The sequence below is a fragment of the Paenibacillus rigui genome (assembly GCF_002234615.1).
Taxonomy (GTDB): Bacteria; Bacillota; Bacilli; order Paenibacillales; family NBRC-103111; genus Paenibacillus_S; species Paenibacillus_S rigui.
This window is the reverse complement of the sequence record NZ_NMQW01000024.1, coordinates 74,498-90,402: the sequence shown is the minus strand read 5'-3', so window position 1 is coordinate 90,402 and position 15,905 is coordinate 74,498. Positions and strand designations below refer to the sequence as shown.

13 protein-coding genes are annotated in these 15,905 nt (G+C 54.1%); all 13 read left to right on the top strand.

Annotated elements, in window-relative coordinates:
* Positions 1–166 precede the first annotated feature (166 nt).
* The 13 genes from CF651_RS17700 to CF651_RS17640 all read left to right on the top strand — a co-directional run bounded on the left by CF651_RS17700 (position 167) and on the right by CF651_RS17640 (position 15,887).
* Positions 167–736, top strand: a complete 570-nt coding sequence (locus tag CF651_RS17700) for a Pvc16 family protein (protein ID WP_094016204.1) — start codon at positions 167–169, stop codon at positions 734–736.
* An 11-nt stretch (positions 737–747) separates the two neighbouring features.
* Complete coding sequence (locus tag CF651_RS17695) at positions 748–1,554, top strand: hypothetical protein (RefSeq protein ID WP_094016203.1); 807 nt, start codon at positions 748–750, stop codon at positions 1,552–1,554.
* Positions 1,555–1,742: 188 nt separating this feature from the next.
* The gene (locus CF651_RS17690; RefSeq protein WP_245856011.1) at positions 1,743–3,449 is read left to right on the top strand and encodes a phage tail sheath subtilisin-like domain-containing protein; all 1,707 of its coding nucleotides are present in this window, start codon (positions 1,743–1,745) and stop codon (positions 3,447–3,449) included.
* A gap of 74 nt (positions 3,450–3,523) precedes the next feature.
* On the top strand, positions 3,524–3,958 hold the full coding sequence (locus CF651_RS17685; RefSeq protein WP_094016201.1) for a phage tail protein: 435 nt from the start codon (positions 3,524–3,526) through the stop codon (positions 3,956–3,958).
* A gap of 94 nt (positions 3,959–4,052) precedes the next feature.
* Positions 4,053–4,430, top strand: a complete 378-nt coding sequence (locus CF651_RS17680; RefSeq protein ID WP_094016200.1) for a hypothetical protein — start codon at positions 4,053–4,055, stop codon at positions 4,428–4,430.
* Positions 4,427–4,627, top strand: a complete 201-nt coding sequence (locus CF651_RS33270) for a DUF6760 family protein (RefSeq protein ID WP_094016199.1) — start codon at positions 4,427–4,429, stop codon at positions 4,625–4,627. Before CF651_RS17680 ends, CF651_RS33270 begins: the two co-directional genes overlap by 4 nt.
* Positions 4,628–4,632: 5 nt before the next feature.
* Positions 4,633–5,076, top strand: coding sequence for a phage tail protein (locus CF651_RS17670; protein WP_094016198.1), 444 nt, complete (start codon positions 4,633–4,635; stop codon positions 5,074–5,076).
* Between the two features lie 26 nt (positions 5,077–5,102).
* Positions 5,103–9,779, top strand: a complete 4,677-nt coding sequence (locus tag CF651_RS17665; protein ID WP_094016197.1) for a hypothetical protein — start codon at positions 5,103–5,105, stop codon at positions 9,777–9,779.
* A 51-nt stretch (positions 9,780–9,830) separates the two neighbouring features.
* Positions 9,831–10,469, top strand: a complete 639-nt coding sequence (locus CF651_RS17660; protein ID WP_094016196.1) for a CIS tube protein — start codon at positions 9,831–9,833, stop codon at positions 10,467–10,469.
* 2 nt (positions 10,470–10,471) lie between these two features.
* Positions 10,472–11,563 carry a phage late control D family protein gene (locus tag CF651_RS17655; protein ID WP_094016195.1) on the top strand — a complete coding sequence of 364 codons (1,092 nt, stop codon included), beginning with the start codon at positions 10,472–10,474 and terminating at the stop codon, positions 11,561–11,563.
* Positions 11,560–12,285, top strand: coding sequence for a phage baseplate assembly protein V (locus CF651_RS17650; protein ID WP_094016194.1), 726 nt, complete (start codon positions 11,560–11,562; stop codon positions 12,283–12,285). The genes CF651_RS17655 and CF651_RS17650 overlap by 4 nt, the downstream gene beginning before the upstream one ends.
* 35 nt (positions 12,286–12,320) lie before the next feature.
* Positions 12,321–12,719, top strand: coding sequence for a GPW/gp25 family protein (locus CF651_RS17645; RefSeq protein ID WP_094016193.1), 399 nt, complete (start codon positions 12,321–12,323; stop codon positions 12,717–12,719).
* Positions 12,720–12,746: 27 nt separating this feature from the next.
* The gene (locus tag CF651_RS17640) at positions 12,747–15,887 is read left to right on the top strand and encodes a baseplate J/gp47 family protein (RefSeq protein WP_144029073.1); all 3,141 of its coding nucleotides are present in this window, start codon (positions 12,747–12,749) and stop codon (positions 15,885–15,887) included.
* Positions 15,888–15,905: the final 18 nt, after the last annotated feature.

Below are 15,905 nucleotides of genomic sequence, written 5' to 3'. Positions count from 1 at the left end.
GGCAGCAAGGGCTTTTCGTGCCGCCATTTGATAGAAAATGGCTTCGCCCCATGTCAGCTTTATTGAAATAATCTTATAGTCATGTGAACTTATAGGATTTATAATAGATAAAGAGGCAAATTCCGACAAAAAGGGTGAGAAGCCCTATTCATGGCAGGAGGGACCTATGGGCGATTATACGGTCATTGCGGATGTCAGCGCTTCACTCGTCAAACTGCTCCGCGATCAAATGACACCGGACCCGATTCCGCAGCCGGAGCTGATAGGCCTGGCTTCCCCCGTTGACAAAGGGGACCTGTACCTTTCGCTGTTTCTGTACAGTATCCGCGAAAGCGGAGACAACCGGCGTAACCAGATGGTATCCCGGGGCGTAGGCGAGCTTCAGTACCCGCCGATGGCGGTCGAACTCGGCTACCTGCTGACGGTCCAGTCGCCGGCGGAGCTTCAATCGAGGGCTCTTGACGAGCACCGGATTCTGGGACGTGCGATGCAGGTACTGTACGACCATTCCATTCTTCGAGGCTCTATGACCGTAGGCACCCTAGCTGAGAGGGATGAGGAGGTACGGATTGTATTGGACAATGCACCCGGCACCAGTATGCTGCAAATGTGGAATTTCGCAGATACCCCATACAGACTTACACTCAGCTATACAGTAGGGCCCGTCTCTATCGATTCCACTCGGATTAAGACCACCAAGAGAGTATTGGAACGTGATTTTCGCATTCAGGGTTAGGAGGACTCGAAGTGACATTCATTCGAGTAGCGCAGTTGAAATCCCGCGTGTCGCTGGTTGTAAGTCTGCATTCCGCTTTCTCCGGAGATACAGCTTACTTCAGCGGAATCACTGTCTGGCTGGAGGGGGTTCCCGCCAAGCCGATAGCCAAAGCGGATGGTTTTTTTGTGTTCGGGAATCTGCAGGAAGGGTCGTACCGTCTTCATATTGCATCCGAGCATTATTTCCCGGAGACAAGGGACATTGAGGTTCATTCCTCCAGCACGATTGAGCATGTCGGTCTTTTGCCGCTGCCGTCGTATCCTTTTCGCGGGGGAGCTACACTGCTCAGGGTGTCTGCTCAAGATGGGCAGCGACGTCCCGTCCCGGATGCATGGGTTGAGGCGACCGTTACGCAAGAGGATGCCGTCAGGGCACGTATTGCACAGGACCAGCAGGAAGCAGGCTCGACGGAGCTTGTGCTTGGAGCGATAAGCGGCTCGATTCGGGTAACCGACCGCTATTGGGTCCGCAGCCGTTCCGCTAAAGCATTCGAGGAACAAGTGCAAATTGCGGGGGTTACCGAACACGGCCGCAGGGTTCAGCTTGCCCATCCTTTACAGCATACATATACCAGAGGGGCTTATTTGCTACCGGTAGTACAGACCCGTACGACAGCTCGGGGAGAGGCGGTTATTGCTTTTTCCGGCATAGGCTTGAAGCAGTTTACAGCCCAGCTTCGATTGCGCAGGGCTGATGCGCTGCAGACAGACTCCGTATTGAAGGAGGTGGTGCTGGAGGAAGGCAAGACCGTCCTTTCCGGCAGTATCATCATATGACATCATGGCAGCAACTTCTTGTATACATAAACATCAGGTCCTTCTTAAGTTCAAGGCTACACCTACAAAACCCCCAAGCAGAAAGGAGAGAACCGGATTAAGGATGTGGGCGTCATTCGCTCTGTACAGAGCGGCCCAGCATAACGAACCGGGAAACAATGGCTGAGTATTTATCGCCTGGAGTGTATGTGGAAGAGTTTGATAGCGGTGCACAACCGCTGGAGGGTGCGAGCACCAGCACCGCCGGATTTATCGGTTTGGCGCAAAGAGGTGAGATTGAGGGGGTTCCCCAGCTTGTAACGAGTGTAGCCGATTTCAATCGTCTGTACGGCGGATATTTGTCGGAGAACGCTTTTGGCGAATACCGTTTCTTGGCCTATGGGGTGGAGCATTTCTTCCTGAATGGCGGCTCCCGCTGCTACATTATGCGTGTAGCCCCGACGGATGCGAAGCCGGCTGCGAATCAGGCGGAAGGCAATGTCGAGTCGTCCGTTCTGGCGATTGAAGCGAAAAACCCGGGCACGTGGGGCAACCAAATTCGCTTGACGGTCGTACCTTCGAGCAAAGCCAAAACCCAAATCTATGAGATTGTGGGAGACAGGCAGTATCGCGTGAAAAATAACGCCGGCTTTAACGTAGGCGACGTCGTTGCTTTCGAAGCGGACGGCGTGAAGCAGTACAGCAAAATCGTATCGTCCCAAGACAACATTATTGAATTGTCCGAGGCGTTGGAAGGCGAAGAGGATGTGATCGACAACAACCTTTTGCCTGTCAAAGTGCTGACGACTTGTGAAGTCACGCTGCACGTATTTTATGGGGACGAAGCGGAGACGTACGAGAAGGTGTCGCTGAACGTTTCGGCGGCTAACCATATTTCCAAAATTGTATCCCGTTCCAACATCGTGAAGGTACAGGATGTCACATCCGGCGACCTGGGATCGGTACCTCCGTTCGAGGTCATTTCCGGTGCCAAAGAAGAAACGGGCAAGTTCCAGATCGCTCTGTCCGGCGGCAGCGACGGCTCTTTGGCGAATCTGTCGGCTGCAGACTATATGGGGCAAGACCGCGGTCCCGGCAAAAGAACAGGGATCCAGTCGTTTATCGACAACGATGTCGTCAGCATCATGGCGATCCCGGGTGTAACCGATCCGAATGTGCAGCTGGCCCTGGTGGCCCATTGCGAAAACCTGGGCAGCCGGTTTGCGATTCTGGATATTCCGCGTGACAAAACAAAGGTAGCGGACGTGATGACGCACCGCAATATTTTCGACAGCAGCTATGCAGCGATGTACAACCCTTGGCTTCAGGTATTCGATCCGTTGGATAAACGCAATATTTTCATCCCGCCGTCCGGTTCCGTTGCCGGTATTTATGCACGCTCGGACAACAGCCGTGGTGTGCAAAAGGCGCCTGCGAACGAAGTCGTGCGCGGTGCGGTAGGCCTAGATTGCCAGTATAACAAAGGCGAGCAGGATATTTTGAATCCGAAGGGTGTTAACCTGATTCGTTATTTTGCCGGACAAGGCATTCGCGTATGGGGTGCACGGACGACTTCCTCCAATACACTCTGGAAGTATGTCAACGTGAGACGCTTGTTTATTTTCCTGGAGGAGTCCATCAAGAACGGCACCAACTGGGTTGTATTCGAGCCGAACGACGAGCAGCTGTGGGCTCGCGTACAGCGTACCATTGATGCGTTCCTGACGCGTGTATGGAGAGACGGAGCGCTCCTCGGCACAAGTGCGAACGAAGCGTTCTACATCAATATCGGACGCAGTACGATGACGCAGGATGATATCGATAACGGAAGGCTGATTTGCGTGATCGGCGTAGCGCCGGTGAAGCCGGCTGAGTTCGTTATTTTCCGGATTACGCAGAAAACAAGAGAAGAATAGTCTTTTTCAGCCTTAACGGCGGCTTGTATGGAAGAGACCGGCAATTATTTTAACGAGTGGGAAAGGGGCTTAGTATGGCAGTCGAACGTAAGGATCCATACCGCAATTTTAGATTCCGTATTGAAGTGGAAGGTATTCAGCAGGCAGGCTTTAGCGAAGTGTCGGGCTTCGATGCTTCGATCTCCGTCATTGAATACCGGGAAGGCAATGAAATCACGACGGCCCGCAAGCTTCCGGGCTTGTCCAAGTACGGCAACATCACATTGAAGTGGGGCGTTACCGACTCCATGGATATGTACAACTGGATGTCCGAGTCGCTTCAGGGTAAAATCCAGCGCAAAACGGTAACAATCATTGCTATCAATGAAGAAGGTACTGATGTGGCGACCTGGCAGGTTATTGAAGCTTGGCCGATTAAATACACGGCACCGAACTTTAATGGTACCGGTAACGAAGTGGCGATTGAACTGATGGAGCTTGCCCACGAGGGCATGACCCGCACGCAATAAAACGGGAAAAAGTAAGGGAGCGAGAGCTGCTGAGGGGTTTTAGGCCCTGACGGGCGGCTCTTGTTCCCTCCATTTCAAAAGGAGGCCAAACAGCATGGCATTTAATACGGAGTACGATTTTGAGCTGCCTAGAGGCTATGTCGATGAAAACGGTAATTTGCACAGGCGGGGTGTAATGCGCCTGGCGACGGCGGCCGACGAAATCCTGCCGATGCGTGACCAGCGTGTACAGCAAAACCCGGGTTATCTGAGCATTATTTTGCTGGCGAGAGTGGTAACGAAGCTAGGGGATGTGCGCGCCATCGATACGCGGGTGATTGAGCGGCTGTTCACGGCGGATCTGGCTTACCTGCAGAACCTGTACCGTACCATTAACGAGGTGGAAGTGCCGAAGGTGCACGCGGTATGTCCGAAATGCGATCATGAGTTTGATGTGAACGTGTCTTTTTTGAACGAAACGGCGGAGGCATAACCGGATATCCCGTTGACAAGATTTACGAGGAAGCCGGCTTTATTGCATACTACTTTCATTGGCCTCATGACGAAATCATGTCAATGGAACACAGGGAACGCCGCAAATGGTGTGAAGAAATATCGCGGATCAACAAGAATATGAACAGCAGCGAAGAGAACAAAGAAAATCCGTTTGACGTGTTTAACAAGAGGTGAGGGCAGTGGCCGGGGCAAAAGTAAAAAACGTAAGCGGCGCGTTTCGGTTCAAAGTGGAGATCAAAGGGGTTATCGTTGGCGGCTTCTCCGAGGTGACCGGCATGCAGGCGGAAACCGAAGTGATGGAATATCAAGAGGGCGGGCTTAATACGCATCTTCATTATTTCCCGAAGCATACGAAGTTCTCCCGGATCGTCTTGAAGCGCGGGCTGACCCAGTCTCCGGAGCTGTGGGAATGGTATGAAAGCTCCCTCGTGGGTAAAGCGAAGCGGACGAACGGCTCCATTATTTTGTTCAGCGAAGCGGGCGATGAAGTGTGCCGGTGGAACTTTTTTGACGCGTATCCGGTGAAATGGAACGGGCCAGAGCTGAACGCGAACAGCGGGAGCGTTGCCATAGAGTCCATCGAGATTGTGCATCATGGCTTGAAGACGATTTTCAGTAAATAGAAAGCGGCAGGGGGACACGAGACGAGATGATATCCCGACAATCGCATATCCCCGTCGTTGCAGCAAACATAGCATCAACGCGCCCCATGGGCCGAAGTCAAGGTCTCTTGGGTGGCCAAGGGGTACAGGCAGGCCAATTCGCTCAAGGCATTACGGGCAAATACGGCTTTGGACGCAGCGACCGGTTCGGTCGATTGCAGCTTATTTTTCGGATGCCGGGTGAGGGAAAACAGCCTGCGGCAATGAAATCGGGTATGGCCCCGATTCATCAGTGGTTTGTGCAAATCCAATTGGTGCTGAAGCACATGAAGGATGCCCAAAGCCTAAGTCTGCGCAGGGAGCGGGAGTTCACGCGACAGGTTGAATTGTGGCTGCAGCACACCTTTACGCATACACATGTGGCTTTGCCCAAGCCATCAGGGATGGAGGCAGCCCCCTTGTGGGAGGGTATGCTCAGAAATGCTGCTGCGGTGCTGCGTATCGAACAAAGCGTCATCATTCGAAGCCTTCCTGCGGGGGTGCATTGGAATCAAGAACGGGTTCAATCTTTAGGGTCCTCCGGGTACTCACGGATGAAGACGGTAGTTTTACAGTCTTTGATGAGCCAAGCGCAGGGCCGTGATTTGGAACGCGGGAATGAGCAGAAGGACAGATGGCATGTAGAGAACATGGTGAAGTCCGTTCGCTGGATAGAACACGAATCAGGGCGATGGCTTCAACGGCCGCGTCAGTACGATTCAGGCACAGAGGAGCTAGCAAGACAGAGCCAAGCATCCGTCAACTTGTTTAACGGTGTGTCACAGCCGTATGCATCAAAGCAGTGGGGACAAGAGATCCATCATCAAATCCGGCTTCAAATGGAGCTGATTGAAAAATGGAGCCTGCTGCCGTCAGGTCGGAACCGCATCGATTCTGACCAACCTGGATTATCACAGCAGTTGTTAGCAATCACCAACGATGAATATAACAAGGGATGGCCGGCGTCCCCTGTCCTGCAGCGAAGGGGAAATATTTTTTCCATAGATCGGACAGGACGTCAGGACCAAAACCCGTTTCGATATACGAACGATTTCAACACGTTTCAATACATATATGGAACCGCCTATGTACAAAGACTGGGGACAAACCCGCTTGACACCCGGGGTAACGCGCTTCGTTCCCGGCGAAGTAATGCCCTGCTCCCTTTAAGAAGAACGGGGACGGGATGGCCTGACCTTCAGCAGCTGCGTTCTGCGCTGTCGATTTCGTTACAAAGCAAGCAGCGGGGACAAGCCCCGATATCGGCCGATCCAATGATTTGGTCGCCGATGAGCTTGTTTTATTTGATGTCATTTCCGTCTGACGAAGGACATCACTTGGCTTCCGGGCAGCGTATCGCTGAGCGCGCGGTGCAAGACGGTTCTCCTTCCAATGAGGGAGCCAACAACACCATCGGCTGGAAGCAGCTGCTTGTGGAGGTTAGCCGGTACTACAGGTCCGTTGAGGCAGGCGCCAGCCCAAACGGCTTACATGCCGAGCAGAGGGGACAGCAGGACCTCGCTCTTTTCCGTGGACAAGGGCAAGCCAGAGTCTTCCCGGTAGGGAGAGAAGATGGGAAACTGGGACAGATGCTGCGAGGGGAAGCCCGGCAGCAGCAATGGCCTAATTCGGCGTCATGGGAGCAGAGCGCCGCTTTATTCGGGGAGCCTACGTTCGCTTTGCATATTAGTGCGATCCTCCGGTCGATAAGCACGCATCGCGGTCCGGCCGCTCTAGACCAAAGAGAGCCGCTCCTGCGTAGTGGAAGAGATTTTGCAAGGTTTACATCTTATTTCAGTCGTTTGATGAGCCCTTTCGTTGAGGGTAGGGATGCGGGGCGGAAGACGGAGTCACTGCACCCTCGATTCCGTACGATGGCAGAAATAACATGGGCACAGGGGATGAGGGCTTTCACCCGGGAGCATGTGAGGGTGGCCATTCAAAAGGAGCGGGACGATTCGTGGCCTCCAGGCGTTCTGCAGCAGCTGGAAAAAGCGTTGGGACTGCAGACTGCCGTATTGACATCTACGATGTATGAAAGAAGCCCGAGCCCTGTTTTCACCGGGGGAGAGCATCGCGACAAGGTTCTGCTGCGGGAAGGGCCGTCACTCTATGTTGTGAACATGAGCGGGGCTGTAAGAGAACGCTCGGGCCTGTACGATTTTACTTCGGCGGCTGCAAACAGCGGATTACGGATTGTGCAGCGTTCTTTTGATAGAAATAAGGAACGACAGCTTACAGCAACAGAGCCGCTGCAGGACTCTCCCATGGTTTGGGCATGGGGGTTGCGGCGGCTGGACTTGGTGGCGAATTCTTTGGCTTCAAGGCAAGGCTTATCACCGGAGTTGTCTACTGGGGGCGGGCCCCGTTCAAGCTTTGCTGCTGAGTCGGGGGTGCACCGCGTACAAGGCCTGGGAAGCTTACAAAGCCTGAAGCAAAGCCTGCAGAGCTTACAAAACTTACAAACGGCACAAAGTGTGGAAAGGAACTTCGCTGGCATTCAATCTGTCACGGAGACCCGAATGCGTGAACTGTTGTCGGGAGTATCGGGCTATAGAGACGCCTGGCTGCAGACCACAGACCGCTTAGGGGAATGGGCTGTAAAGCCGCGGTTGGCAGTGGAGCCTTCGATAAGCCGGCAGTTGGCGGCACAGCGATCGATGGAGCTTCGATCTGGAGGCCCGTACCTTGGGGCCATGTCCGGTTTTTATTACGCATATAATGTGCAAAGCAAAGCCGGAGAGCTTCGATCTGTCATGGGGAGCCCAATTGGGGAATGGTTATCTGGAGTATTGGGCAATAGCAATGCTCGTCTTCAGGCTACTGGTCCTCTATCCCTATTACAGAGAAAAGCAGCTCAACGATCTGTACCAGCCATCGCTTTCGAGCTGGAGCGCGAAATGCTTCGGGAAATACAGAACAGCTGGAATCAGACAGGTACCAGCACCGTCCTTCATACAGGGCAAGGCCTGCCTTTCATCAGGTATCTGGAGGCTAAGCAGGCAGGCGCTGCGCAGCAGCGTACGGCATTGGCTATGCTGATGCAGGAGCTTGCTGCTTTGCGGCTTGAGCCCTATCGTGCCGGAGAACCGCAGAGTGAAAAGCTGCGGCAGCCATCTGTCATACTGCATCGATTGTTGGCGGCGGCACGTCACGACGGTGAGGCTGCATTCGCGGGACTGGGGGGCAGCGAAGGGCGTTCGGAGGCTCTTCTTGCTGAACCGTTTCTTGCCGCTCCCGCAACTGTTTCCGTCATCTACCGATGGCTGCAATCACAGCAGATGACCTCCAATCGTTATCTTGGGGAGAGCTTCAGTCGGGATCAGGAGAACCCATTATCGGCATCAGCACGACAAGCGCCTGACGGCAGCTTGCTCCCATCTGCGGGATTGCTTAACGGGAGCAATGGGAGTGCAGCCTTGAACGGCTTCACCACGCTTGGCTCACTACTAACCCATAAATCAGTTCAACGCGGTGAGAGCAGGCCTTACGTTGCGTATCCAATGGATGCTTTACTTGCTTCTGCGGCCCAGGCTTCACGGCATAAGCAGCAGGATACGGGAATATCCGGATACGATCGGGGAGCGGGTGTTTCCCGTTCTAAAGAATTGTTCGATGTATACATAAACCATAGAGTACTGCAAAATTCAGCTTCGCTGCAGACAGCGGCAGTCCATGCGGCTCGATCAAGCAATGCAGAGGCGAGCTGGATGCTCACGCTGCAAAGGGCTCTGACAACAACAGAGCCTCATCAGCAGTGGGGATGGCCGCTAAGGCGCAGTCACGAGCTAAGCCATCGGCTCCATGCAGCAGGAGATGGAATCTTGTCCATAGACAAGGCTGCGAATCGAATGGCTGCCGAGCTGCAAAGAGAAATGCTGACCTTGCGGGGACAGCGTTCTGATATAGGGTCTACGGCTGTCAACGGGCTCGTGCCGCCCGAATCGGAAATGCGGTTCACCCACATCTGGAAGGTACGGCTGGCGGAGTCTCAAGAGACACAGCAGAAGCAGCAAATGTACTGGCAGACGCTGCAGCAACTACAGCAGGAAACTCTGCTAAAGGTGCAGCACCGTGTGCAGCAGCAAGTACAGCAGGAAGCTCAGCTAAAGGTACAGCGCCATGTGCAGCAACAAATACAACAGCACACCTTGCCGCAAGTGCAGGATCCAATACAGCAGCGAGTACAACAGCAAACGCGCCAGCATATACAACAGCACATCAACCGTCAGCTGCGGCATCAAATATGGCATCAAATCGCAGTGCAGCAGCAAACAGAGTCCATGCAAGCTGCCCGGGGCAGCGCCGTTTTCGCCGAGCTCGTGCTGCGGCGGCAGCCGTCTGAAGCTGCGTGGTATCCGACGCTTAGCGGACCGCAGGGGGGCTCCTCTATGCATGCCGTACAGGACGGGGACTCCCTGGAGCATAAACGGCCTTTGGCACAGCCGGAACCGAGTGATTGGGTCGTCTCGCCTGTCGATATGAGCTGGCTCAAGCAAACGGCCGCACCTGCAGCTGCCACACCCGCTGCGGTAGCGGAGCCGGTGTCAACCCAGCTTCAGCTCAGCCAGCTCGAAGAGATGATCAAGGATTTGCCGCAGCTGGATATTCGTAAAATTGCGGATAAAGTGTATCAGGAAATTGAGAAGAAAATGAGATTCGAGCGTCAGCGCAGAGGGCTATAGCTTCTTTTGCGCCTTTGAGCCGATCGGAAGAAAGGAAGGGCTGTATTCTCGATGGCACTGCAAAAGGCTATGATTTTAGTGAACAAAGGCAAGAAGGCCAAGGACCCCGAGGATGACATCGAGGTTTTGTTTAATCCGACGGAGTATACACTGGACACCGGCAATACGTACAACTGGATGAAAATTCCGAGCCTTTCCATGCCGATCGGCCAATATGCACATGGCAATGGATCGACGCTGTCTGTCGATTTGTTTTTTGATACATATGAAGACCGAACCGATGTGCGGGACTATACGAACCGTATCATGGCTCTGATGGAAAAGGACTCGACTCTGAGGCGCCCTCCGGTTTGCCGGTTTGTCTGGGGCTCTCTGGATTTCCAGGGGGTCGTCGAGAAAGTGACGCAAAACTTCATTATGTTTCTCGATTCGGGTATCCCGGTTCGAGCGAAGCTGAAGGTGAGCTTCAAATCGTGGAAGGACCCGGACGAGCTGATGAAGGAGCTGCCGCCGTCCAAGGTCAAAACGGTCAAGCAGCGTGTAAGGAAGCAGCAGGAAGAGCTGTGGATGATCGCTGATCAGGAATACGAGGACCCGGGCCGCTGGAGAGAGATAGCCGATGCCAATGGCATCGATAACCCGCGCAGAATGGCAACAGGCCGCAAACTTACCGTACCGGGGGCGGATTGACGATGGCTCAGCTTCAGCTCGATACCGGCCAGTATACCATCGATCAGTTAGAAAAAAAGTATTCGCAATTTTTTGCCCCGGCCTTTGAAATTACGGTTGACGGGAAAGCCCTCCCTCAAGAAATCGGTATTTCCAGACTCGAGGTGGAGACGACGGTGGAGCCGGTGGCCGATACGTTTTCGTTCCGGATTACGAATGCCTTTGATCTGCAATCCGGGGATTTTCAATGGATGGATACGTTTGTGCTCGGCAAATCGATCGATATTCAGTTTGGGTATGCCAATAAACTGACCCCTGTCTTCTCAGGTTATATTACCTCCGTGGTCGCTGACTTCGCGGAGAGCGAGACACCGGCCTTGATTATCAGAGGTATGGATTTGACGTATTTGATGCTCAAAGGCAGCAAATCGAAAACATGGAACAACAAGAAATACAGCGACGTTGTTCAGGAAATTGCCCAAAGCCATGGAGCTACTGCCCATGTGGATGCTACAACGACGAGCTTTCCGGCCTTGTCGCAAAATAAGGCAAACGACTACATGTACATACAGCACTTGGCGCAGCTGGTGAATTACGATTTTTTTATCGTCGGGAAGCATCTGTACTTCCGCAAGCCTTTGACGCAAACGACACCTGTGATCACATTGGAATACGGTCGAACACTAAGGAGCTTGTTCATCGACGCGAACTTGGCGGAGCAAATTACGGAGGTCAGCGTGCGGGGCTGGGACGATAAAAAGCTTGAAGTGGTAGAGGGGAAATCCGGCTCCATCCAGAAGCTTGGCAGCAACTCGAAGACCGGCAAGGATTTGCTTAGCGCACAAGGCACGTACACCGAGTACATCTATACGAACGTTTCCTCGCAGGAGGAGGCCAAAAATATGGCGGATGCTTATCTGAACAGGCGATCGATGAAGCTGCTGAACGGGAATGGGGAATCCGTAGGCTTGCCGGAAATTAGAGCAGGACGCTATATCGCTTTAAGCGGACTTGGCAGTAAGTATGACCAGCCTTATTTTGTGACGGGGGCCACCCATCTTTTGACCGATGACGGGTATGTCACGCGCTTTCAGATTGGAGGGAATGCTATATGATGATTCGCCCTGAGCTATCCATCTCCTCCGCATCGGATCCGTTCAGCCATAAAATACAGGGTGTGATGGTGGGAGTCGTTACGAACAACAAGGACCCGGACAATCTGGGGCGTGTGAAGCTGCGGCTGCCGCTGCAGGAATCAGAGACCGAAACGGACTGGGTGCGCATAGCAACGTTGATGGCCGGAAAAGAAATGGGGAGCTTGTTTCTCCCCGAGGTAGGGGATGAAGTGCTCGTTGCCTTTCACTTGGGAGAGATGCGCCAGCCGTTTGTGATCGGCATGTTGTGGAATGACAAGAACAAACCGCCGATTCCCGCCGAAAAAAACGATGAGCGCAAAATCGTCTCCCGTTCCGGGAGTGAGCTGATGTTCAACGATAAAGCTGGCGAGGAAAGCTTTACTGTCAAGACCAAGAAGGGTCAGACCATTGAGTTCACGGACAAAGACAGCAAAATCAACATCGCCGACGATAGCGGCAATAACGTCATTACGATCGAGGGCGCGTCTGCGAACAGCATTACGATCAAAAGCAGCTCGACGGTCATCACGCTGAATGCCAAGGGTGAAGTATCCATTGAGAGCCAGCAGGCGGTAAAAATCAAGTCGACACAGGTCAATATCGAGGCGACGGCGACAATGGCCTTGAAGGCGGGGGCTTCGCTCGACTTGAAGTCGGACGGGATCATCAATATTAAAGGCAGTATGGTCAAAATCAACTGATGACAGACAGTGACAGAGAGGAGGGAGGCGTACACATGGCGGATGAATTTTTGGGACGCGGCTGGAAATTTCCGATTCAGGTAGACCCTTCAACGGGGAAAATCCGCATGTCGGAGTACGAGGAGGATATCGCGGAGGCGATTCGGATCATTCTGGGTACGACCAAGGGAGAGCGGGTCATGCGGCCGGCCTTCGGCAGCGGCGTCCGTGAATTTGTGTTCGGACAAACCGACGAGACGTCGCTCCGCCTCCTCGAAACGAGCATTGTTGATGCGATCCGCAGATGGGAGCACCGGGTCGAGGGAGTGGAGGTCGCCGTTGTCCCCCAGTCCCGCGAGCCGGGTCTCGTGGAGATCCGAATTCAATACAGCATCCGGTCCACCAACAGCGTTCACAATTTGGTGTACCCGTATTATTTGCAGGACGGCTCCTAAAAGACCTGTGACTCAGGAGTGGAGCAGGTGAAACCGATAGTCATGTACAGAAAGGGGGCGGGACCGTTGATACACCCTCCGAAAATCGATTCGCGCGAAGTATCCGATTTGATTGACCGAATGAAGGAAATGGTGCCATATTACACGCCGGAGTGGCGGTTTACACCGGATTCCCCGGACCCCGGTACGGCTTTGTTTCTTTTGTTCTCCGAAATGTTTCACGAAAATATTAAGCGTCTGAACCGGGTACCGGCAAAGAACCTAATTGCGTTTTTGAATTTGTTTGATATTACGCTGCTCCCGGCAAGACCGGCATCGACGCACTTGACCTTCCGGCTTAACGAAGGGACGCCGGATCCGGTATTTATCCCGGCAGGAACGCGGGTAACGGCCGAGGAAGAAGCAGGACCGGTCCCGTACGAGACCGGTAGCGCTCTGCTGTTGACGCCAGCCACGTGGAAGGCGGGCTTCGTAACGAGCAAGAAACGCGATGCGATCGTTCAGCTGAGCGAGGCATTTTTGCAGGCGAGCCGGCAGGGAGAGCTGCTCCCGACTCCGCTGTTCCGGTATACGGAAGAGGAAAACGTGCAGGAGCATGCGCTGCTGATCGGACACAACGCTTTGTTCACGGTGTTTGAAACCGCACGGATCGAGGTGGAGCTGGGCAATTCGGCCAAGCGCTATGAAGATGCAAGGCTTGTCGGGCAGTTGGCCAATCCGCTGCTGACGGAGTGGCTGTATGCTTCCTCGGAAGGCTGGAGCGCATTTGATCGCGTCGAGGTCTTGGGCAGCCGGATCGTTCTGTACAAAGAACATTTGGGCGAGATGGTGGAGCGCGAAGTGAACGGAACGGCCGGACGCTGGATTCAATGCAGGCTAAAGCCGCATGCCGAAGTTCCCGTACATCCATCTAACGATGAGCGGGTGCCTTTGTGCGAGCGGGGGCTTGTGCTCGACCATATGCACATCAAGACCGATTATATCGATAGTCTGGGGCGGGGCGGGCTGCAGCCCGATCTGATGTTTTATAACGATGTGCAGGCAGACCCGGAGGGCTTTTATCCGTTCGGAGATCATTTTGCGCTGTACGGGATGTTTTATATCAGCAGCCAGGAAGCGTTCAGCAAGCGGGACGGCTGGATCGAGCTGGAGTTCCATCTATCCGCAATCCGCAATCGATTCCAGCCCGAATCTGAGCAGCAGGTCGATTGGAAGCTCATTATGAAGAAGTCCCAATTTCGGAAGGCGGACGTTCCTCTCGTCTCCATCTCCCGTGTGATTTGGGAATATTGGAACGGAGCAGCCTGGGTACGCTTGAACGCGGGACCTGGGGCCGAGGCGGTCTTTTATGAAGTGCTCGAAGGCTCGGAAGGCAAACGACGGCTGGCTTTCCGCTGTCCGCATGATGCGGAGCCCACCTTCGTCAACGGAATTCATAATTATTGGATACGGGCCCGGATTGTACAGATCGAGAATGCGTATGCGCCTAATGCGATGTACTTATCGCCTTGGATGGCTGACGTTAGGATGACCTATGGGTATGAGGAACGGACCTACCCTGTGGAGGCATGCCTGACCGTGAACAATACAATTACGGTCAATGAAACGCAGCGGATTCAGGAGGGAAGGGCTATCGAGCCTTTCGCTCCGCTCGAATGCAAGCATCCGGCTTTGTATCTCGGCTTTGACCAGCCGCCGCTACGGGGGCCAATATCCGTGTATGTCTCGGTTCCACCGCACAAGGAGGCTACTGGCGCTCCTCCCTATTTGGAGTGGGAATACATGCGCAGCAGCGCCTTTCAGGGAGGAACGCCCGAGTGGGCTCCGCTCAAGCTATCCGATGGGACGGGCGGCCTGCTCCAAAGCGGCCTGCTGCAGTTCGCCGGTCCGGCGGATTTCGCCAAGGCACGGCAGCTGGGCGTGGAGGGCTATTGGATCCGGGCCGTCAATCGGGATGATCGGTATGATAACGACTCTGACCCGGTAGGGGCTCCCATGGTCAACGGTTTGTTTATCAATACGGTACAAGTGCAGCAGCAGGAATCGCTGCACGATGAGATACCGGAGCTTCGGCGGGATAGGACGCCGTATTACCAGCTTTCGCGGACCCATATCGTGTCCGAGGAGGTCTGGGTGAACGAGACCGAGCATCTGGCGGAGGAAGAGGTGGCCCGATTCGAGGAGCAGGGCTTCCCTCCGGCGCAAATTGTTCGCGACAGCGAGGGGCAGGTGCAGCGGGCCTGGATCCGCTGGACCTGCGTAGAAAGCTTGGCCGATTCCAGGGCCAAGGATCGTCACTATACGCTGGACCGGACCTTCGGCCAGCTTCGGTTCGGCGACGGCATTCACGGCATGGCGCCGCCAAAGGAGGGCTCGGAGCAGCTGAAGGTCAGCTACAAGGTGACCTTGGGCGATCAAGGCAATGTCGGGGCCGGCCGCATTGCCAATCTGCAAAACTCCATCGCTTTTGTCGGATCGGTATGTAATATCGAAGCGGCGGCAGGCGGCTGCAGCCACGAAAGCATCGAGGCTGCAGTGCAGCGGGGGCCGCAGCGTCTCAAGCACAACAACCGCGGGGTAACGGCGGAGGACTTCGAGTGGCTGGCACGCGAGGCCTACCCAAACATTGCCAAGGTGAAATGCCTGGCAAACCGCAATGTCCGGATGGAACGGGAAATCGGCTGCATGACGCTCATCGTCCTCCCGAAGGACGGCGAGACCGGCATGGCTGCTTTTCCGGTGCTGAAGAAGCAGGTAGAGAAGTATATACTGGAGCGGGCCTCGGGGCTGGTTGCTTTTCCCGAGTTTATCCGCGTCATTGAGCCGGTGTTTCTGGAAATTTCGGTGACGGCTGCCATTGCGGTGCAGGATATGGAAGCCGTACTGCCGACGGAGCTGCTGGCGATGGAGAAGCTGAACCGCTTCCTGAACCCGCTAACCGGCAACTTCGACGGTAAGGGATGGGACATCGGGCAGCACATCCATCCTTCGGTGTTTTATGCCTTGTTGAAGTCGATTCATGCCATTCAATTTGTAGAGAAATTATATATGACCGTCTATAAGCTGGAAAGGGGCCAGCGTTCGGAACTGGACGGCAACAGCTTGTCTGCACTGCCTCACGGTGTCGTTATCAGCGGAAAACATAAAATATCCGTACGTACCGTATAGTTGGAATAAATAGCAAAA